The sequence below is a fragment of the Pseudomonas sp. GW821-FHT09C10 genome (assembly GCF_059418085.1).
This window is the reverse complement of record NZ_JBWKPE010000003.1, coordinates 36,893-56,339: the sequence shown is the minus strand read 5'-3', so window position 1 is coordinate 56,339 and position 19,447 is coordinate 36,893. Positions and strand designations below refer to the sequence as shown.

Annotated in this window: 17 protein-coding genes; 7 read left to right on the top strand and 10 right to left on the bottom strand. The window is 61.7% G+C overall.

The window, feature by feature from the left end; all coding sequences use genetic code 11:
- Positions 1 to 7: 7 nt before the first annotated feature.
- Together AC07OT_RS07170 and AC07OT_RS07165 are read right to left on the bottom strand one after the other, a co-directional pair.
- Positions 8 to 1,537 (bottom strand): NCS1 family nucleobase:cation symporter-1, encoded by a 1,530-nt coding sequence (locus AC07OT_RS07170; RefSeq protein ID WP_495107786.1) that lies wholly within the window; start codon positions 1,535 to 1,537, stop codon positions 8 to 10.
- 469 nt (positions 1,538 to 2,006) lie between these two features.
- Positions 2,007 to 2,741 carry a phosphoadenylyl-sulfate reductase gene (locus AC07OT_RS07165; RefSeq protein ID WP_027603661.1) on the bottom strand — a complete coding sequence of 245 codons (735 nt, stop codon included), beginning with the start codon at positions 2,739 to 2,741 and terminating at the stop codon, positions 2,007 to 2,009.
- 151 nt (positions 2,742 to 2,892) lie between these two features.
- Between AC07OT_RS07165 and thrH the strand changes: the two genes are divergently transcribed.
- Complete coding sequence (gene thrH / locus AC07OT_RS07160; RefSeq protein WP_065940695.1) at positions 2,893 to 3,510, top strand: bifunctional phosphoserine phosphatase/homoserine phosphotransferase ThrH; 618 nt, start codon at positions 2,893 to 2,895, stop codon at positions 3,508 to 3,510.
- 76 nt (positions 3,511 to 3,586) lie between these two features.
- Here thrH and AC07OT_RS07155 read toward each other — a convergent pair whose 3' ends face one another.
- From AC07OT_RS07155 to rloA, 6 genes are all read right to left on the bottom strand, one after another.
- Positions 3,587 to 3,943, bottom strand: a complete 357-nt coding sequence (locus AC07OT_RS07155; RefSeq protein WP_092486821.1) for a helix-turn-helix domain-containing protein — start codon at positions 3,941 to 3,943, stop codon at positions 3,587 to 3,589.
- Positions 3,943 to 4,245: a type II toxin-antitoxin system HigB family toxin gene (locus AC07OT_RS07150; RefSeq protein ID WP_115489105.1), complete on the bottom strand. Its 303-nt coding sequence runs from the start codon at positions 4,243 to 4,245 to the stop codon at positions 3,943 to 3,945. Before AC07OT_RS07150 ends, AC07OT_RS07155 begins: the two co-directional genes overlap by 1 nt.
- Positions 4,246 to 4,474: 229 nt before the next feature.
- Positions 4,475 to 5,818, bottom strand: a complete 1,344-nt coding sequence (pabB, locus tag AC07OT_RS07145) for an aminodeoxychorismate synthase component I (RefSeq protein WP_495107785.1) — start codon at positions 5,816 to 5,818, stop codon at positions 4,475 to 4,477.
- Between the two features lie 102 nt (positions 5,819 to 5,920).
- Positions 5,921 to 6,907, bottom strand: coding sequence for an alpha-L-glutamate ligase-like protein (locus tag AC07OT_RS07140; RefSeq protein ID WP_027603666.1), 987 nt, complete (start codon positions 6,905 to 6,907; stop codon positions 5,921 to 5,923).
- Positions 6,907 to 8,439, bottom strand: coding sequence for an osmotic stress tolerance membrane protein RloB (gene rloB, locus AC07OT_RS07135; protein ID WP_027603667.1), 1,533 nt, complete (start codon positions 8,437 to 8,439; stop codon positions 6,907 to 6,909). The genes AC07OT_RS07140 and rloB overlap by 1 nt, the downstream gene beginning before the upstream one ends.
- 5 nt (positions 8,440 to 8,444) lie before the next feature.
- Positions 8,445 to 8,981, bottom strand: coding sequence for a retropepsin-like aspartic peptidase RloA (gene rloA / locus AC07OT_RS07130; RefSeq protein WP_027603668.1), 537 nt, complete (start codon positions 8,979 to 8,981; stop codon positions 8,445 to 8,447).
- A 273-nt stretch (positions 8,982 to 9,254) separates the two neighbouring features.
- Between rloA and AC07OT_RS07125 the strand changes: the two genes are divergently transcribed.
- The 6 genes from AC07OT_RS07125 (at position 9,255) to prpD (ending at position 17,652) form a co-directional block, all read left to right on the top strand.
- Positions 9,255 to 9,965, top strand: a complete 711-nt coding sequence (locus AC07OT_RS07125) for a GntR family transcriptional regulator (protein ID WP_027603669.1) — start codon at positions 9,255 to 9,257, stop codon at positions 9,963 to 9,965.
- Entirely contained in the window at positions 9,962 to 10,855 is an 894-nt protein-coding gene (gene prpB, locus AC07OT_RS07120) for a methylisocitrate lyase (protein WP_027603670.1), read from the top strand. The genes AC07OT_RS07125 and prpB overlap by 4 nt, the downstream gene beginning before the upstream one ends.
- Before the next feature lie 42 nt (positions 10,856 to 10,897).
- Positions 10,898 to 12,025, top strand: coding sequence for a bifunctional 2-methylcitrate synthase/citrate synthase (prpC, locus tag AC07OT_RS07115; protein ID WP_053132736.1), 1,128 nt, complete (start codon positions 10,898 to 10,900; stop codon positions 12,023 to 12,025).
- Positions 12,026 to 12,240: 215 nt separating this feature from the next.
- A complete protein-coding gene (acnD, locus tag AC07OT_RS07110) occupies positions 12,241 to 14,835 on the top strand; it encodes a Fe/S-dependent 2-methylisocitrate dehydratase AcnD (protein ID WP_495107784.1) in 2,595 nt (864 codons plus the stop codon).
- Positions 14,836 to 14,846: 11 nt separating this feature from the next.
- Positions 14,847 to 16,037 (top strand): 2-methylaconitate cis-trans isomerase PrpF, encoded by a 1,191-nt coding sequence (gene prpF / locus AC07OT_RS07105; protein WP_027603673.1) that lies wholly within the window; start codon positions 14,847 to 14,849, stop codon positions 16,035 to 16,037.
- A 130-nt stretch (positions 16,038 to 16,167) separates the two neighbouring features.
- Positions 16,168 to 17,652, top strand: coding sequence for a 2-methylcitrate dehydratase (gene prpD, locus AC07OT_RS07100; RefSeq protein ID WP_495107783.1), 1,485 nt, complete (start codon positions 16,168 to 16,170; stop codon positions 17,650 to 17,652).
- A gap of 58 nt (positions 17,653 to 17,710) precedes the next feature.
- Here the strand turns inward: prpD and AC07OT_RS07095 are convergent, their stop codons facing one another.
- Together AC07OT_RS07095 and AC07OT_RS07090 are read right to left on the bottom strand one after the other, a co-directional pair.
- The gene (locus AC07OT_RS07095; protein WP_495107782.1) at positions 17,711 to 18,439 is read right to left on the bottom strand and encodes an alanyl-tRNA editing protein; all 729 of its coding nucleotides are present in this window, start codon (positions 18,437 to 18,439) and stop codon (positions 17,711 to 17,713) included.
- 2 nt (positions 18,440 to 18,441) lie between these two features.
- A complete protein-coding gene (locus AC07OT_RS07090; protein ID WP_495107781.1) occupies positions 18,442 to 19,434 on the bottom strand; it encodes a serine O-acetyltransferase in 993 nt (330 codons plus the stop codon).
- Between the last annotated feature and the right edge of the window lie 13 nt (positions 19,435 to 19,447).

Here is a 19,447-nt window from a genome sequence, read left to right as displayed (position 1 = left end):
TCCTTACTCAGTGACTGACGTTATCGACGGCAATGCTTTCGCCGCTGACATCGGCGTAGAACGGCTGGCGCTTGGCGATCAGCAGGTACAGCAACCCTGCAATACCGGCGCCAAACAACCAGGAAAACGGTGAGACGCTGGCAAAACCGGGCAACAGCGCCAGCAGGATGGCGATCACGGCTGCAGGAATAAACGCCGCCACGGCACGCATATTCACCCCACGGCTGTAGTAATAAACGCCATTCGGGTTTTCGCTATACAGCTGCGGCACGTCCACCTGGCTTTTACGAATCAGCCAGTAATCGACCATGATCACCCCGTACAGCGGCCCCAGCAGCGCGCCCAGGCCGGAGAGGAAATACACGATCACCAACGGGCTGTTGTAGAGGTTCCACGGCAGGATCAGCACCGCCACGGTGGCGCTGATCAAGCCGGCCCGGCGGAAGTTCAGGTATTTGGGGGCCAGGTTGCTCAGCACAAAGGCCGGCGCGACGAAGTTGGCCATGATGTTCACCGCCACGGTGACGATCAGGAACGCCAGGCAGCCCAGCACGAGAAAGAAGGTATTGGGGATGGCGGCGATGATTTCAGTCGGGCTTTCGATCACCCGGCCATTGAGTTGGAATTGACCGCCGCACAGCAGCACGGTGATGGCCGCGAACACCAGGATATTCACCGGCAGGCCCCAAAAATTGCCGACCAGGATGGTCTTGCGGCACGGCGAAGAGCGCGCGAAGTCGCAGAAGTTGAGGATCAGCGTGCCATAGATCGCCAGCCACAACGCGCCACCGGCAAAGATATTGCGCCACATCTCGCCGCCGCTCAGCGGTTCGCGGATCGACCAGGCGATGTGGCCACCGGCCTGGAAGTACATCCAGCCGGCCAGCGCTGCCACCGTCAGCAGAATCACCGGTCCGGCGAAGCCTTCATAGCGGCGCACCATCTCCATGCCATAGGCCAGGATCACCAGTTGCACGAACCAGATCGCCACGAAACAGGCCCAACCCAGGGTCGATAATCCCAGGATCGAGTTGTGGTCATAGTCGGCAAAGCCCGGATGAATCGCCGTCAGCAGTACGCGGAACACCACCGACGCCAGGTAGGTCTGGATACCGAACCAGGCAATCGCGATTACCGCGCGGATCAACGCCGGGATCTGCGCACCGTGAATGCCGAAGCTGATGCGGCTGATCACCGGAAACGGCACGCCGGTCTTCTGGCCCATATACCCTGACAGGTTCATGAAGAAGTACACCAGCGCCGCGCCGATGCCCAGGGACAACAGGATCTGCCAGCCGCCCAGGCCCAGCGCATAGAGGCCGATGGCGAACGAATAGTTGGCGATGTTGTGCACGTCATTGGTCCACAGCGCGAAGATGCTGTAGCGCCCCCAACGTCGGCCTTCGACCTTGGTGGGCGCCAGGTCCTTGTTGTGCAGGCGCGGGCTGAGCACCAGGGGGCCGGGGTTTGCGGCGTCCGGGTTCAGGGTGGAGGAGGGCAGATCCAGTGCGATGTTATTCGAGAGGCTTGTACGCATTCCGGCAGGCTCCAGCACATCTGCCGGGGCGCTGCAGATGGCAAAGTGTATGTAGGTTTTGTATTTATTGTATACAAGGCGTATTTCACCTTAAGCCACATGCGTGCCAGCTTTGGATCTATGAAAGTCCTGGGTAATTTCGTTTTTATAGGTTGGTTGAATAACTGGCTGAATTTGAAGAAATATAAATTGACCGATTGAACAGCTATTTATTTTTGCGTTGTCAGCTTGTGATTCACCAGGCCAACCGAGGGGGAGGGGAGAGGTGTTACGTTATGGTGCGGATGAAGAAAAATTGCACACATAAATGGCACCGATGGTTACATCTATGTGTACATCTCTGACATTCAACACAAGACAAATGTGGGAGGGGGCTTGCCCCCGATTGCGGTGTGTCAGCAACTATTGAACTGGCTGACCCACCGCTATCGGGGGCAAGCCCCCTCCCACATTTTTTACAGCATCAACTTCAAGCCTTGCTGATGATATTCCCGGCATGCAGCCCGCATTCCTTCTGCGTGGCTTCTTCCCACCACCAGCGCCCTTCGCGCTCGTGCTGGTTCGGCAGCACAGGCCGGGTGCACGGCTCACAGCCGATGCTGATAAAGCCGCGCTCATGCAGGCTGTTGTACGGCAGCTCCAGCATGCGGATGTAACCCCAGATCTCCTCGCTGGTCATCTGCGCCAGCGGGTTGAACTTGTACAGGGTACGTTCCGGGGTGGAGAAGGCCGTGTCGATTTCCAGCGCCGCCACCTGGCTGCGGGTGCCGGGGCTCTGGTCGCGGCGTTGGCCGGTGGCCCAGGCGCTGACGCCGGAAAGCTTGCGGCGCAGCGGCTCGATCTTGCGCACGCCGCAGCATTCGCCATGGCCGTCCTTGTAGAAGCTGAACAGGCCTTTTTCCTTGACGAAGGGTTCCAGCTTGCTCTGGTCCGGCGAGATCAGTTCGATATCGATCTTGTAGAAGTCGCGCACCTGCTCGATAAACCGGTAGGTCTCCGGGTGCAGGCGGCCGGTGTCGAGGCTGAACACCTTGACGTTCTTGTTCAGCTTCCACGCCATGTCCACCAGCACCACATCCTCGGCGCCGCTGAAGGAAATCCACAGGTCATCACCGAACTGGCTGAACGCCAGCTTGAGAATGTCCTGGGCAGACTTGTTGGCATAAGTCGTGGCGAGTTCAACGACGTCGAAGGCTTGGTTCATCAGGACGGTTCCTACAGTTCAATGGCGCTGAGCGCTCTATAGGGGAGCGATGGTATCAAAATCCGCCCTGCGTTGCGGCGGCGGGCTTGAATCGCTAGAGTTCGGCAGTCCTTTTGCTCGCTCAACCAACAACATCTAATGGGAGTGTCTTGTGGAAATTGCCTGTCTCGACCTGGAAGGGGTGCTGGTGCCGGAAATCTGGATCGCCTTCGCCGAAAAAACCGGTATTGAATCCCTGCGGGCCACCACCCGGGACATTCCCGACTACGACGTGCTGATGAAGCAGCGTCTACGCATCCTCGACGAACATGGGCTCAAGCTCGCCGACATCCAGGAAGTGATCGCGACTCTCAAGCCGCTGGACGGCGCCATCGAGTTCGTCAACTGGCTGCGCGAGCGCTTCCAGGTGGTGATCCTGTCCGACACCTTCTACGAATTCTCCCAGCCGCTGATGCGCCAGCTGGGCTTCCCGACCTTGTTGTGCCACCGTCTCATCACCGACGAAAACGACCGCGTGGTCAGCTATCAACTGCGCCAGAAAGACCCCAAGCGCCAGTCGGTATTGGCGTTCAAGACCCTCTACTACCGCGTGATCGCCGCGGGCGACTCCTACAACGACACCACCATGTTGGGCGAGGCCGACCGTGGGATTCTGTTCCATGCGCCGGACAATGTGATTCGAGAGTTCCCGCAATTCCCGGCGGTGCATACGTTTGAGGATTTGAAGAAAGAGTTCATCAGGGCGTCGAATCGGCAGTTGAGCCTGTAATTTCTTTCGGTCCGGCTGAGGGCCCTATCGGGGGCTTGCTCCCGATGGGGAAGGTAGCGCCACTACCATGTTTCTGTCAGCTCCCTGCAAGCAATCGCTCATAAGGAATACTCAAGCCTTCATGCAGCCGCTTGATCATCGACAGGCTCAGCTTGCGCTTGTGGTTCAGCACTTCGGATACACGTCCGCTGGTGCCGATAAATGGCTCCAGGTCGCGGGCAGTCATGCCCAGTTGCTCCATGCGAAATTTAATGGCTTCCACCGGATCGGAAGGTGGCATTGGGTAATGTTCGGCTTCGTACTTCTCAATGAGTACTGCAAGAATTTCCAGCTCATCGCCTTCAGTCGAGCCGATGTCCGCTCCCCAGAGCTGCTGTACCCGCGCGAGTGCAGCAGTGAGGTCTTCCTGGGAGTGTATGGGTTTGATGTTCATTACACGGTCTCCGCGTTGATCTGGTCGTACTGCCCATGAGTCCCTACGAACCGTATGAACCCAAGCTGTCGCTGGTAATCGATCGCCATGATCACTCGATATTTGTTGCCGCCCACGTTGAATACAACCCTGCCACCTTTGAGAATGCTCGCGGTCCTGAGCGCTGCCTTGAGTGCTTGTGGCGTCGGGTAAATGGCCTTTTCCATATGGCGATACAGTTCTATAAGCGGTGCCTTTGCATCGATATAGGCGGGTTGGCTTTCCCAGAATATTCGTAAGGTCGAGAGGGCGATTATCCGCATCGCTGCAACCTCCCAATTTGGGAGATGATAGGCGCGGTTGAGAGGGGGCGCAATCTCGGAAATATTTCCTGACGGGTAGGCAGTCGCTTCATGTGATCCTTCACAGACGGCGGGTGGACGGTTGAAGCCGGACGCTATCTTCCGACGTTCAACTACGTCTACTGCGTTTCTGATTCAGGTTTTTTCTACTGCTCGGCGCTGCGTCTGAGAACCAGGAAGGCACTGTGCGCTACAGGCTTTCCAGCGTTTGTAACAACACCCGCACCTTCGTCAGCGACTCCTGGTACTCCGCCTCCCACTGCGAATCCGCGACAATCCCGCCGCCGCCCCAGCAACACACCTGTCCCTCCTTGACCAGCAAACTGCGGATGGCGATGGAGCTGTCCATCTCGCCGCGCACATCCAGGTACACCAGCGAACCGCAGTACAGCCCACGGCGTGTGGGCTCCAGTTCGTCGATGATCTGCATCGCACGGATCTTCGGCGCGCCGGTGATCGAGCCACCAGGGAAGCTGCCGGCGATCAGGTCGAGGGCGTCTTTATCGTCGGCCAACTCGCCGGTCACGCTGCTGACCAGGTGGTGCACATTGGGGTAGCTTTCCAGACTGAACAATTCCGGTACATTGACCGAGCCGGTGCGGCAGGTGCGGCCGAGGTCGTTGCGCAGCAGGTCGACGATCATCAGGTTCTCGGCGCGGTCCTTGGGGCTGGCCAGCAGTTCGGCAGCATTCGCCGCGTCTTCTTCCGGCGTAAGGCCGCGGGGGCGGGTGCCTTTGATCGGGCGGGTCTCGACGTGGCGCTCGCTGATGCGCACGAAACGCTCCGGCGACAGGCTCAGCACCGCGCCGTCGTCCGGCAGGCGCTGGAACCCGGAAAACGGCGTCGGGCAGGCTTCGCGCAACGCGCAGTAGGCGGCCCAGGGATCGCCCAGGCACGGCGCGCGGAAACGCTGGGCGAAGTTGACCTGGTAGCAGTCGCCCGCCTGGATGTAATCCTGGATCCGCACGATGGCTTGGCGGTAGGCCTCGGCACTGAGGTCGGGCGCCATCGGGCCCTGGAGTTTGAACGTCGCAGAGGTATCGACCGCCCCATGGCTGAACAACGCGATCAGCCGTTGCCGTTCGCTGTCTGCTAGTGAGGGGTGAAACACCAGCTGGCTGCTCCGGGCCTGGTGGTCACTGATCAGCGCCCAAGCGTACAGCCCGAAGCGCGCGTCCGGCAGGTGCAGGTCATCCACCGCCAGGTGCGGCATGGGCTCCAGGTGCCGGCCGAAGTCGTAGCTCAGGTAGCCGATCAAGCCACCGGCGAACGGCAACTGCAAACCGGCGGGGATTGCGGCTTCACCCAATCGCGTCAGGTTTTCTCGCAGGCGTTGCAGGAAAGCGGCGCCGCTTTCGTCAGGCGCTACCGTCAAGGTTGCGTCGGGCCAGGCGCTGAGCAGATCGTAACGCCCACGCTCGGCCGCCGGGCGGCCGCTGTCGAGCAGTACCGCGCCGGGAGCGTGGCGAATCGCCGCAAAATACTCGGCGGGGTTGGCCCGGTAGGGCAATGGGTGTACGGAGCAGGTCGACATGCGGGGTTGGATCAGCCAATGGCGCGGGGGGAGAGGGATTGTAGTCCCCCGTAGGATTTGCTCCTAGGGGGGATGTCGGGGATAGACAGTTCGAAGACCGGATCAGCCTTCCACGGGCGGAATATGTCCGAACATCTCCTGCACGAACTTCACTCGCTCTTCCGGGGTTTCCGTCACGCCGGCGGCTTTCAGTTCTTCCAGTCGGGCCTCCACCGCATGGGTGCGCAAAGTCAGGCCGCAGTCGTTGGCGATCTGGATATTCAGCCCCGGCCGCGCATTCAGTTCCAGGATCAGCGGGCCCTTTTCCTGGTCGAGCACCATGTCCACGCCGATATACCCCAGCCCGCACAGCTCGTAGCAGCCGGCCGCGAGCTTCATGAACCCGTCCCAGTTGGGCAGTTGCACGCCATCCACCGCGTTGGTGGTGTCGGGGTGTTTGGTGATGATGTTGTTCAGCCAGGTGCCGCGCAGCGTCAGGCCGGTGGCCAGGTCGACACCCACACCGATCGCGCCCTGGTGCAGGTTGGCCTTGCCGCCGGACTGGCGGGTCGGCAGGCGCAGCATCGCCATCACCGGGTAGCCCATCAGCACGATGATGCGGATATCCGGTACGCCTTCGTAGCTGATGCTCTTGAAGATCTGGTCAGGCACCACGCGGTACTCGATCAGCGCACGGTCGCGGTGGCCCCCCAGGGAGTACAGGCCGGTGAGGATGCTGGAAATCTGGTGCTCGATCTCTTCATGGCTGATGATCTTGCCCGACACCGTGCGGTAGCGCCCCTCGAAACGGTCCGCCACCACCAGGATGCCGTCGCCGCCGGCACCCTGGGCCGGCTTGATCACGAAGTCGCTGCGCCCACCGATGATCTCGTCGAGCTTGTCGATTTCCTTCTCGGTGGAGATCACCCCGTACATTTCCGGCACATGGATGCCGGCGGCGATGGCCCGTTCCTTGGTGATGATCTTGTCATCCACGATCGGGTACAGGCTGCGCTTGTTGTACTTGAGCACGTAGTCGGCATTGCGCCGGTTGATGCCCATGATCCCCCGCGCTTCCAGGGCCTTCCAGGTCTTCCAGAAGCCGAACATTACGAATCAGCCTTGAGGAAGGCCTTGAATCGCACCAGCTCGGTCAGGCGGTAGCCACGATAGCGGCCCATGGCCAGCATGAAGCCCACCAGGATCAGCAGGATCGCCGGGAAGGTGAATACGAAGTAGATCAGCTCCGGCACGCTCATGATGATGTGCGCCAGGGACGCGGCGAACAGCGTACCAATCGCGACTTTCATGGCATGGCTGGCGCCGCGCTCTTCCCAGGTGATCGACAGGCGTTCGATGGTCATGGTCAGGATCACCATCGGGAACAGCGCCACCGACAGCCCGCGCTCCAGCCCCAGCTTGTGGCTGAACAGGCTGATGGCGGCGATCAATACCACTACGAAGGTCAGCACCACCGACAACCTGGGCAGCATCTGCAGCTTCAGGTGTTCCAGGTACGACCTGAGGGACAGGCCCAGCGCGGTGATAATCGTGAACAGCACAATCCCGAAGCCCAGCTGCGTCTCGCGGAACGCCAGGGCAATCAGTACCGGGGTAAAGGTGCCGAGGGTCTGCAGGCCGATCAGGTTGCGCAGGATCAGGATCACCAGCACCCCAATCGGGATCATCACCATGATCATGAAGGTCTGCTGGGTTTGCAGCGGCAGGCCGTACAGCGAGTATTCGAGGAAGTTGGCGTCGGTGTTCTCGTCGGTCAGCTTGGCCAGGCGAATGGCGTTCATTTCGCTGTTGTTGAGGCTGAAGGTGACCATGGCTTTCTTGCCGCCATCGACGGTGATCAGGTTTTCATCGCCGGTCCACCACAGCAGGCGGTCGGCGGGCAGGCCCTGTTCGCCGGTTTCCGGGTTGAAGTACAGCCAGTCGTTGCCATTGAAGCTGCGCAGCCACAGTTCCGGGGTTTGCGGCTGGTCGGCCACCAGGCGGATGGTGTGGACCTTTTCCACCGGCACGTGGGCGATGGACAGCAGCAGCTCGACGATCTTGGCCTTGTGCGGCGTCGACGGGTCGCCGGCCAGCAACAGCTTCACGTTGTCGTCGTTGAGGTTGTTGGTGCGCTTGATGGCTTCGGTGATAAAGGTCTCGACGTCGGCCGAATGCTGGCGGATCGGCGCCAGCAGGGCTTCGGCGGCGATTTTTTCCGGGCCTTCCACGGCAATGCTGTCGCGGAAGGTCGGGCCCTTGATCTTGGTTTTTTCGCCGCTGTAGCGCTTGGTCAGCACCAGGCGGTAATACAGGGTCTGGTTGCCCTTGGCGCGGCGTGCCGACCAGGTGACCTTGCGGTTGCCGTCGATGCGGTTGACGCTGACCCCGTAGTTATTCGAGATAAAGCTCTCATTGAGGCTGACGAAGTCGCGGCTCAAGGGCGGCACGAACATCTGGATCTTCACCGGGTCCTTGGGGTTGGCGACGAACTCGACCTTGGCGTCGATGTTCCACAAATCGTCGGTGGCGTCCTCGGTGACGGGAATGCCCAGCACGAAGATCTGGTAGGCGGTGACCGAAATACCCAACACCACCAGGATGGCGATCAGGATTCTCAGGTGCAGGGTTAGAGCGCGCATTCGGTTTACTCGGCGGTATGAGCGTCGGCGGCGCAGGCAGGTTTGCCTGCTGCGTATTTAAGACTGGGGTCGACCAGCGCATCAAAGCGTTTGAGCGCTTCGGAGCCGATCAGCAGCGGGTATTGGAAAGCGCTGCGGTCAGTCAAGTTCACTTCGATGCTGCGTAAAGCGGTGCCCATGCAGATATCCAGGGCAATCACAGGACGGGCGGTGTAGTTCTTGTCCTCATCGGGGTCGTAGTCGCCGGCGCGACGCTTGATCTTGCTGACGCGGGCCAGGGGCCGTTCGATGGGATGGGAATGGGCGGTGTCGATGGCCAGGTAGAAGCGCACCCAGGATTCGCCGTTGCGCTTGAACCGCTTGATGTCACGGGCGCTGAGGGAGGCGGTCTTGGCGCCGGTGTCGAGCTTGGCGGCTACTTCCAGGTCGATGCCGGCCAACTGCGCGTATTCATTGAGGCCATACACGGTCTTCTCGGCGGCAGCGCCAAGGCTCGGTATGGACAATAGGCAAAACAACAGGGGGAAGGGCTTGAGTCTCATAGATCCTGAGGCGGTGCAGTGCGATGTTCAATTCAAGGCGACTGGCATTGCTGCGCAAGCTCCCTTCGTGCGCCGTTTCATCAAGTGATGTCAGGCAAATGCGGCGGGCATTCTAACATGATGCTTTTCTGGCGCCAGCGCTGGCAGCCGGCCATGCCTTGAGGGGATACAGCCGGGATTATTAGACGATTGTCGACAATATCGATTTATTCTTTGACTGGTCGCGGTTTATTGGCTAGTTTTTGCCGCATTGCTTTCAAGGGTGTCGACAATATGCTGGGTCAATCAGAAGCTCCGATAATGGCGTCGGACGAATCCCAAACGATGTCCGAGAACGTCTTCCGACGCATCCAGGCCGCCATCGTCAAGGGTGAGATCGCGCCCGGCAGCAAGATTTCCGAGCCGGAACTGGCCCGCACCTACGGCATCAGCCGTGGCCCGCTGCGCGAGGCGATCCACCGCCTGGAAGGCCAGCGCCTGCTGGTGCGCGTGCCCCATGTGGGCGCCCGGGTCGTGTCGTTGAGCCACGCTGAGCTGGTTGAACTGTATGAAATCCGCGAGTCCCTGGAAGGCATGGCCTGTCGCCTGGCCGCCGAGCGCATGACCGACGCGGAAATCGAAGAATTGCGCCAAGTGCTGCACACCCACGAGCGCGACGCCGCGTTCCAGGCGGGTGTCGGCTATTACCAGCAGGAAGGCGACTTCGATTTTCATTACCGGATCATTCAAGGTGCGGGCAACCGTACCCTCACCCAGATGCTCTGCGGCGAGCTGTACCAGCTGGTGCGCATGTACCGCATCCAGTTCTCCGCCACCCCCAATCGTCCACGCCAGGCCTTTGCCGAGCATCACCGCATTCTTGATGCGATTGCCGATCGCGACGGTGAACTGGCCGAGTTGTTGATGCGCCGGCATATCGGTGCTTCCAAACGCAATATTGCCCGTCATTTCCCAGGCGGCGCCCCTGATAGAGGTGAGTCATGAGTTCGAACAACAAAAGCACACCCGGCCAGCGTTTCCGTGACGCAGTCGCCAGCGAGCACCCCTTGCAGGTGGTCGGTGCGATCAACGCCAACCATGCGCTGCTGGCCAAGCGCGCCGGCTTCAAGGCGATCTACCTGTCGGGCGGCGGGGTGGCGGCCGGTTCCCTCGGCGTGCCGGACCTGGGCATCACCGGCCTGGATGACGTACTCACCGACGTGCGCCGTATCACCGACGTCTGCGACCTGCCGCTGCTGGTGGACGTAGACACCGGCTTCGGCTCCTCGGCGTTCAACGTCGCGCGCACGGTTAAATCGATGATCAAGTTCGGCGCCGCCGCCATCCATATCGAAGATCAGGTCGGCGCCAAGCGCTGCGGTCATCGTCCGAACAAAGAGATCGTGTCCCAGCAGGAAATGGTCGACCGCATCAAGGCCGCTGTGGACGCGCGCACCGATGACAGCTTCGTGATCATGGCGCGCACCGATGCCCTGGCCGTCGAAGGCCTGGAGTCCGCCCTGGAACGTGCCGCCGCCTGCATCGAAGCCGGCGCCGACATGGTGTTCCCGGAAGCCATTACCGAGCTTGAGATGTACAAACTGTTCGCCGCCCGTGTGAAGGCGCCGATCCTGGCCAACATCACCGAGTTCGGCGCCACGCCGCTGTACACCACCGAACAGTTGAAATCTGCCGATGTTTCCATCGTGCTGTACCCGCTGTCGGCCTTCCGTGCCATGAACAAGGCCGCTGAGAACGTCTACACCGCGATCCGTCGCGACGGCACTCAACAGAACGTGATCGACACCATGCAAACCCGCATGGAGCTTTACGATCGCATCGACTACCACACCTTCGAGCAGAAGCTTGACGCGCTGTTCGCCGCGAAAAAGTGACGAACACGCCTCCCTGAATAACGACAAAATTGGAGAACAACCATGGCTGAAGCAAAAGTACTGAGTGGTGCCGGCCTGCGTGGCCAGGTCGCCGGGCAGACCGCACTGTCCACCGTGGGCCAGGCCGGAGCCGGCTTGACTTATCGTGGCTACGACGTGCGCGAACTGGCTGCCGATGCACAGTTTGAAGAGGTCGCTTATCTGCTGCTGTACGGCGAACTGCCGACCCAGGCCGAACTGGCTGCCTACAGCGCCAAGCTGAGCAAATTGCGCGATCTGCCGCAGGCGCTGAAAGAGGTGCTCGAGCGCATCCCTGCAGACGCCCACCCGATGGACGTGATGCGCACCGGTTGCTCGTTCCTCGGCAATATCGAGCCGGAAAAAGACTTCAGCGTGCAACGCGACGTGACCGACCGCCTGCTCGCCGCGTTCCCGGCGATCATGTGCTACTGGTACCGCTTCAGCCACGACGGCAAGCGCATCGACTGCGTGACCGACGAGCCGAGCATCGGCGGCCACTTCCTGCACCTGCTGCATGGCAAGAAGCCGAGCGAACTGCATGAAAAAGTCATGAACGTGTCGTTGATCCTCTACGCCGAGCACGAGTTCAACGCCTCGACGTTCACCGCGCGGGTGTGTGCCTCGACCCTGTCCGACCTGTATTCCTGCGTCACCGCCGCCATCGGCTCACTGCGCGGCCCGCTGCACGGCGGTGCCAACGAAGCGGCGATGGAAATGATCGAGCGTTTCGGTTCGGCAGAGGAAGCCGTCGAAGGCACCCTCGGCATGCTGGCACGCAAGGACAAGATCATGGGCTTCGGCCACGCGATCTACAAAGACAACGACCCGCGTAATGAAGTGATCAAGGGCTGGTCGAAAAAACTCGCTGACGAAGTGGGCGACACCGTGCTGTTCCCGGTCTCGGAAGCCATCGACAAGACCATGTGGGAACAGAAGAAACTGTTCCCCAACGCCGATTTCTACCATGCCTCGGCGTACCACTTCATGGGCATCCCGACCAAGCTGTTCACGCCGATCTTCGTCTGCTCGCGGCTTACCGGCTGGGCGGCCCACGTATTTGAGCAGCGCGCCAACAACCGCATCATCCGTCCAAGCGCCGAGTACACCGGCGTTGAACAGCGCAAGTTCGTGCCAATCGAACGTCGCTGAATGGGAACACCGACGATCCCGAAGTGGAAACCGGACCCAGTGTGGGAGGGGGCTTGCCCCCGATGGCGGTTTATCAGTTGCCATAGGTGTTGAATGACACACCGCTATCGGGGGCAAGTCGAATCGTCGCACCGCCCCTCCCACATTTGGATCGCATTTCAATTCCGGATCGGCCCAGGTCTTCCTTTTGCAATCACCGTGACCGAGTCCTGACGATGAACACTGAATTTCGCAAACCACTCCCCGGCAGCCGCCTGGATTACTTCGACGCCCGCGCGGCTGTCGATGCAATCAGCCCCGGCGCCTATGCCACGTTGCCCTACACCTCTCGTGTGCTCGCCGAGAACCTGGTGCGCCGCTGCGACCCGGCCACCCTCAACGCGTCCCTGAGCCAGTTGATCGAACGCAAACGCGACCTCGACTTCCCCTGGTTCCCGGCCCGCGTGGTGTGCCACGACATTCTCGGCCAGACCGCCCTGGTCGACCTCGCCGGCCTGCGTGATGCCATCGCCCTGCAAGGCGGCGACCCGGCCCAGGTCAACCCGGTGGTCCCCACCCAATTGATCGTCGACCACTCCCTGGCCGTCGAAGCCGGTGGTTTCGACCCGGACGCGTTCGAGAAAAACCGCGCCATCGAAGACCGTCGCAACGAAGACCGCTTCCACTTTATCGAGTGGACCAAAAAGGCCTTCAAGAATGTCGACGTGATCCCGCCGGGCAACGGCATCATGCACCAGATCAACCTGGAGAAAATGTCCCCGGTGGTCCAGGTGCGTGACGGTGTGGCCTTCCCGGATACCTGTGTCGGCACCGACAGCCATACCCCCCACGTCGATGCGTTGGGCGTGATCGCCATTGGCGTCGGCGGCCTGGAAGCCGAAAGCGTCATGCTCGGCCGCGCGTCGTGGATGCGCCTGCCGGAAAGCGTCGGTGTCGAATTGACCGGCCAGTTGCTGCCGGGCATCACCGCCACCGATATGGTGCTGGCCCTGACCGAGTTCCTGCGCCAACAGAAAGTGGTCGGCGCCTGGCTGGAATTCTTCGGTGAAGGCGCGTCCAAACTGACCCTCGGCGACCGCGCGACCATCTCCAACATGGCCCCGGAATACGGCGCCACGGCGGCCATGTTTTATATCGACCAGCAAACCATCGCCTACCTGAAACTCACCGGCCGCGAAGACGAGCAAGTCGCCCTGGTCGAGCAATACGCCCGCCACACCGGCCTGTGGGCGGATGACCTCAAAGGCGCGCAATACGAGCGTGGCCTCACCTTCGACCTGTCCAGTGTGGTGCGCAACATGGCTGGCCCGAGCAACCCGCACGCCCGCGTCGCCACCCGCGACCTGGCCGCCAAGGGCATCTCCGGCCAGTGGGATGAAGTGCCGGGGCAAATGCCCGACGGCGCGGTGATCATCGCCGCCATCACCAGCTGCACCAACACCAGTAACCCGCGCAACGTGATCGCCGCCGGGCTGCTGGCGCGCAACGCCAACAGGCTTGGGCTGGCGCGCAAGCCGTGGGTCAAGTCGTCCCTGGCACCGGGTTCGAAAACCGTGGCCATGTACCTGGAAGAAGCCGGCCTGGGCCATGAGCTGGAAAAGCTCGGCTTTGGCGTGGTGGCATTTGCCTGCACCACCTGCAACGGCATGTCCGGCGCCCTCGACCCGGTGATCCAGCAAGAGATCATCGACCGCGACCTGTACGCCACCGCCGTGCTCTCGGGTAACCGCAACTTCGATGGGCGTATCCACCCGTACGCCAAGCAGGCGTTCCTGGCTTCGCCGCCGCTGGTGGTGGCCTATGCGATTGCCGGCACCATCCGTTTCGACATCGAGAAGGACGTGCTCGGCCTGGACGCCGACGGCAAGGAAATCCGCCTGCAGGACATCTGGCCGAGCGACGAAGAAATCGACGCGGTGGTCAAGGCGTCGGTCAAGCCGGAGCAGTTCCGCGCGGTGTATATCCCGATGTTCGCGATCCACGAAGACACCGGCCCGAAAGTCGCGCCGCTGTACGACTGGCGCCCGCAGAGCACCTATATCCGTCGCCCACCGTACTGGGAAGGCGCGCTGGCCGGTACGCGGCCGCTCAAGGGCATGCGCCCGCTGGCGGTGCTGCCGGACAACATCACCACCGATCACCTGTCGCCGTCCAACGCGATCATGCTCGACAGCGCCGCCGGCGAATACCTGGCGAAAATGGGCCTGCCGGAAGTCGACTTCAACTCCTACGCCACCCACCGTGGCGACCACCTGACCGCCCAGCGTGCGACGTTCGCCAACCCGAAACTGTTCAACGAAATGGTGCAGGAGAACGGCAAGGTCAAGCAGGGCTCCCTGGCGCGGATCGAACCGGAAGGCCAGGTCACGCGCATGTGGGAAGCCATCGAAACCTACATGGAGCGCAAGCAGCCGCTGATCATCATTGCCGGCGCCGACTACGGCCAGGGCTCGTCCCGCGACTGGGCGGCCAAGGGCGTGCGCCTGGCGGGTGTGGAAGCGATTGCCGCCGAGGGTTTCGAGCGCATCCACCGCACCAACCTGGTAGGCATGGGCGTGCTGCCCCTGGAGTTCCTGCCGGGCACCGACCGTCACACCTTGCAGATTGATGGCAGCGAAACCTACGACGTGATCGGCCAACGTACCCCGCGTGCGCAGCTGACGCTGGTGATCAATCGCAAGGATGGCGAACGTGTCGAGGTGCCGGTGACGTGCCGCCTGGACACCGCCGAAGAAGTGTCGATCTACGAGGCGGGCGGCGTGTTGCAACGTTTTGCCCAGGATTTCCTGGAATCGGCGACCACCGCCTGAAGAGGATGACCATGGCACACGCAGCGCAAATCAAGATCCCCGCCACCTATATGCGTGGCGGCACCAGCAAGGGCGTATTTTTCCGCCTCCAGGACCTGCCCGAGTCGGCGCAGGTGCCGGGAGCGGCGCGGGATGCCTTGCTGCTACGGGTGATCGGCAGCCCCGATCCCTACGACAAGCAAATCGACGGCATGGGCGGCGCCACATCGAGCACCAGCAAAACCGTGATCCTCGCCAAAAGCACCCGCGCCGATCATGACGTGGACTATCTGTTTGGCCAGGTCTCCATCGACAAGCCCTTTGTCGACTGGAGTGGCAACTGCGGCAACCTGTCGGCGGCGGTGGGTTCGTTCGCCATCAGCGCCGGGCTGGTCGATGCGGCCCGCGTGCCCCATAACGGCGTGGCCGTGGTGCGGGTCTGGCAGGCCAATATCGGCAAGACCATCATCGCCCACGTGCCGATCACCGACGGGGCGGTGCAGGAAACCGGCGACTTCGAGCTGGACGGCGTGACCTTCCCGGCGGCCGAAGTGCAGCTGGAATTCATGGACCCGGCGGCGGAAGAAGAGGGCGGCGGCGGTTCGATGTTCCCCACTGGCAACCTGGTTGACGACCTGGAAGTGCCGGGTGTCGGAACCTTCAAGGCCACGCTGATCAACGCCGGCATCCCGACGATTTTCATCAACGCCGAAGACCTCGGTTACACCGGCACCGAGCTGCAAGGCGCGATCAACGGCGACCCCAAGGCCTTGGCGATGTTCGAGACCGTACGGGCCTATGGCGCGTTGCGCATGGGGCTGATCAAGCACCTCGACGAAGCGGCCCAGCGCCAGCACACGCCGAAGGTGGCGTTCGTGGCCAAGCCTGCCGACTACGTGGCGTCCAGTGGCAAGGCGATCAAGGCCGGCGATGTGGATTTGCTGGTGCGCGCCCTGTCCATGGGCAAGCTGCACCACGCGATGATGGGCACGGCGGCGGTGGCGATCGGCACGGCGGCGGCGATTTCGGGGACCTTGGTCAACCTCGCTGCGGGCGGTATTGAACGCAATGCCGTGCGCTTCGGGCATCCCTCCGGCACCTTGCGCGTGGGGGCTGAAGCCACCCAGGTGGACGGTGAGTGGGTGGTGAAGAAGGCCATCATGAGCCGCAGTGCGCGGGTGTTGATGGAAGGTTTCGTCCGCGTACCCGGCGACTCTTTCTAAAGTCCAACATCAATCCCCTGTGAGAGGGGCAACCCCCCCTCCCACAGTCATAAGCAGGCATTCAGACCTGCGAAACGATCAACCCTGACCCTGAGGATGCAACAACCCTAACTCACTTTGGAGATCTGCCATGAGCACCAACGTCGACCAGAACAACCGCCCCGACTACGACCAGGTTTTGCAGGACATCGCCGACTATGTCCTCAACTACCGGATCGAGTCCCAGGCCGCCTTGGACACCGCCCGTAATTGCCTGATGGACACCCTCGGTTGCGGCCTGCTGGCCCTGCGTTTTCCCGAGTGCACCAAGCACCTGGGGCCGATGGTTGAAGGCACGGTGGTGCCGTTTGGCGCGCGGGTGCCGGGCACCTCGTTTCGCCTGGACCCGGTCAAGGCGGCCTGGGACATTGGCTGCATCGTGCGCTGGCTCGACTACAACGACACCTGGCTCGCCGCCGAGTGGGGGCATCCCTCGGATAACCTCGGCGGCATCCTTGCCGTGGCGGATCACCTGTCGCAAAAGCGTGTGGCCAATGGCGACGCGCCGCTGACCGTGCGCGCGGTGCTGGATGCGATGATCATGGCCCACGAAATCCAGGGTGTGATTGCCCTGGAAAACTCGTTCAACCGCGTCGGCCTCGACCATGTGCTGTTGGTGAAAGTCGCCTCCACGGCGGTTACCGCCAAGCTGATGGGCGCCAACCGCGAACAGTTGCTGTCGGCGCTGTCTCACGCCTTCGTCGATGGCCAGGCCTTGCGCACTTATCGCCATGCGCCGAATGCCGGCTCGCGCAAATCCTGGGCGGCGGGGGATGCGTCGAGTCGCGGCGTGCGCCTGGCGGATATCGCCCTGCGCGGCGAAATGGGCATCCCTGGTGTGCTGAGCGCGCCGCAATGGGGCTTCTACGACGTGCTGTTCAGCCACACCAACAAAGACCTGGCGCTCAAGCCCGAGGACAAGCGTGCGTTCAGCCTGTCCCAGCCATATGGCACCTACGTGATGGAAAACGTGTTGTTCAAGATCAGCTTCCCCGCCGAGTTCCACGCGCAGACCGCCTGTGAAGCCGTGGTGACCTTGCATCCGTTGGTCAAGGATCGCCTGCACGACGTCGAGCGCATCGTGATCACCACCCATGAGTCGGCGATTCGCATCATCTCCAAGGTCGGGCCACTGGCCAATGCGGCCGACCGCGACCATTGCCTGCAATACATGACCGCCGTGCCCCTGGCATTCGGCAACCTGGTGGCCGAGCACTACGAGGATGAATTTCACGCCGCTCACCCGATCATTGATCAGTTGCGCGACAAGATGGTCATCGTCGAAGACCCGAGCTACAGCCGTGAATACCTGGAAGCCGACAAGCGTTCCATCGCCAACGCGGTGCAGGTGTTCTTCAAGGATGGCTCCAGCACCGAGCCAGTGGCGGTGGAATACCCGATCGGCCATCGCCGTCGTCGAGTGGAGGGCATTCCGTTGCTGGAAGACAAGTTCAAGGCCAACCTGGCCACGCGTTTTACCGCGCAGCGCAGTGCCGAGATCTTTGCGTTGTGCACGGACCAGGCGAAGCTCGAGGCCACGCCGGTCAATCGCTTCGTGGACCTGTTCGTCATCTAGCAGGCGCCGCAAAAGCAAAAATGTGGGAGAGGCAAGCCCCCTCCCACAGTTGTTGCGTTCACTCAAACCGCAGAATCACCCGGCGGTTGTGCTTGCTCTTCTTCTCGATCTTCTCGCAGAACACCCGGCCGATTTCCTCGGTGTTGAGCACATGGGTACCGCCGCATGGCTGGATATCGATCCCGCCGATTTCAATCACCCGTACCGAACCCTGGATCACCGGCGGCGCAACCGCCTGGGTGCGGGTGATCTGCAGCAGGGTGGCGTACTCCGAAGCCGGCATCGACAGGGTCTTCACCTCGTGGGCCTGTTCGATCAGCGCATTGAGGTCACGGGTGATGCTGTCCTTGTCGAGGGTCATTTCCGGCAGGTCGAAATCCAGGCGGCCTTTGTCGACACTGATGCTGCAACCGGTCACTGGTGCGTCGATGAGCGAGCACAGCAGGTGCAGGCAGGTGTGCATTTTCATGTGCTGGTAGCGCCGCTCCCAATCCAGGCCGGCGTTCACCATCACGCCGGCGACCAGTTGCTCCGGGCAGTGTTCCACCTGGTGCCAGATGATCGAACGCAGCACCGGGTCGCGCACCGTGCCGGTCACGTCGACCCGGGTACCGTCCGCCAGGGTCAGGTGGCCGGTATCGCCGGGTTGGCCGCCGCCGGTGGGGTAGAACAGGGTGTGCTCCAGGGCGATGCCGTGTTCGCTGACGGCAATCACCCGGGCGCTGAATGCGTTCTGGTAGGGCGCGCTGTCAAACAGCGCCAGGGTTTCCATGGTGTGCACGGACATGTTCAACCTCCGACGATCAGTGGGCTGGCCTGCAGCAGGTGGCGCACCATCGCGCTCAAGCCAGGGGGGGAGAGCAGGGTGATTTCGAATTCCGGCCCGCAGACTTTCAGGTTCAGCGGCAGGCGCGGCAGGTAGTTGCCGGATTCGAGGCGGTGCAGCCTGAATTGCAGGTGGTGACGTTCCTTCACCGTCGGCTCCAGCATCAGGCCTTGCAACGGATGAAAGTCGGCGTCCAGCACCGTGACCTTGTGGCTGGCATTGACCTCGCCGACCACGTGCAGGCGCTCATCCAGGGCGAAGGCCCCAAGGTAGTTGCTGTGGTCCGATTCATCGTTTTTTTGCAGCTGGATCTGGTTCACCACCTTCACCTTGGTGCCGGCGGGGACGTCCTGTGTGATCACACAGGAGGGGCTGATAAACACGTTGTCGCCGATCAGCACATAGCCCAGCACGCGGGCGCCGGAACCGACCTCGACGTTGTTACCCAGGCGCGGATGGCGCTTGCCATCGGGGTTGTTGGCGATGCCGCGGGCACCCAGGGTCACGCCGCAGAGGATGTAGCAGTCGTTGCCGATCTCGCAGGTCTCGCCGATTACCGTGCCGTAGCCGTGGTCGAGCACAAAGCGCCGGCCGATACGCGCCGCCGGGTGGATTTCGGCCCCGGACAGGACCTTGCCCTGGTTGCTCAGTTTGAGGGCGATGCGTGAAAACACGCCGTTGGTCTGGTCGGGGAAATTCCACACCTGATGCGCAAGCCGGTAATAGAGCACCGCCTTGAACGAGGCGTAGGACTCCAGGATCAGTTCGCCGCGGCCACGGGATGCCGGATCGCGATAGGCATAGGCGATCAGGTCTTCGGCCACCGCCTGGGCGGCATTCTGGATCAGCGGCGCGAGGTGCGGTTCCAGCTGGTTCATCTGGGCGGGGGTGAGGGTCTTGATGAGCTGGGTAAGCAACTCATCGTGCAACTGTTGCATGTCGATAAAGCCGCCCATGGAGGCATCCCCG

Bases quoted from the DNA above. Each gene is read 5' to 3' on its own strand.
- AC07OT_RS07170 (WP_495107786.1), bottom strand. From the start codon at position 1,537: ATGCGTACAAGCCTCTCGAATAACATCGCACTGGATCTGCCCTCCTCC.
- AC07OT_RS07165 (WP_027603661.1), bottom strand. From the start codon at position 2,741: ATGAACCAAGCCTTCGACGTCGTTGAACTCGCCACGACTTATGCCAAC.
- AC07OT_RS07155 (WP_092486821.1), bottom strand. From the start codon at position 3,943: ATGAACATCAAACCCATACACTCCCAGGAAGACCTCACTGCTGCACTC.
- AC07OT_RS07150 (WP_115489105.1), bottom strand. From the start codon at position 4,245: ATGCGGATAATCGCCCTCTCGACCTTACGAATATTCTGGGAAAGCCAA.
- pabB (WP_495107785.1), bottom strand. From the start codon at position 5,818: ATGTCGACCTGCTCCGTACACCCATTGCCCTACCGGGCCAACCCCGCC.
- AC07OT_RS07140 (WP_027603666.1), bottom strand. From the start codon at position 6,907: ATGTTCGGCTTCTGGAAGACCTGGAAGGCCCTGGAAGCGCGGGGGATC.
- rloB (WP_027603667.1), bottom strand. From the start codon at position 8,439: ATGCGCGCTCTAACCCTGCACCTGAGAATCCTGATCGCCATCCTGGTG.
- rloA (WP_027603668.1), bottom strand. From the start codon at position 8,981: ATGAGACTCAAGCCCTTCCCCCTGTTGTTTTGCCTATTGTCCATACCG.
- AC07OT_RS07125 (WP_027603669.1), top strand. From the start codon at position 9,255: ATGCTGGGTCAATCAGAAGCTCCGATAATGGCGTCGGACGAATCCCAA.
- prpB (WP_027603670.1), top strand. From the start codon at position 9,962: ATGAGTTCGAACAACAAAAGCACACCCGGCCAGCGTTTCCGTGACGCA.
- prpC (WP_053132736.1), top strand. From the start codon at position 10,898: ATGGCTGAAGCAAAAGTACTGAGTGGTGCCGGCCTGCGTGGCCAGGTC.
- acnD (WP_495107784.1), top strand. From the start codon at position 12,241: ATGAACACTGAATTTCGCAAACCACTCCCCGGCAGCCGCCTGGATTAC.
- prpF (WP_027603673.1), top strand. From the start codon at position 14,847: ATGGCACACGCAGCGCAAATCAAGATCCCCGCCACCTATATGCGTGGC.
- prpD (WP_495107783.1), top strand. From the start codon at position 16,168: ATGAGCACCAACGTCGACCAGAACAACCGCCCCGACTACGACCAGGTT.
- AC07OT_RS07095 (WP_495107782.1), bottom strand. From the start codon at position 18,439: ATGTCCGTGCACACCATGGAAACCCTGGCGCTGTTTGACAGCGCGCCC.
- AC07OT_RS07090 (WP_495107781.1), bottom strand. From the start codon at position 19,434: ATGGGCGGCTTTATCGACATGCAACAGTTGCACGATGAGTTGCTTACC.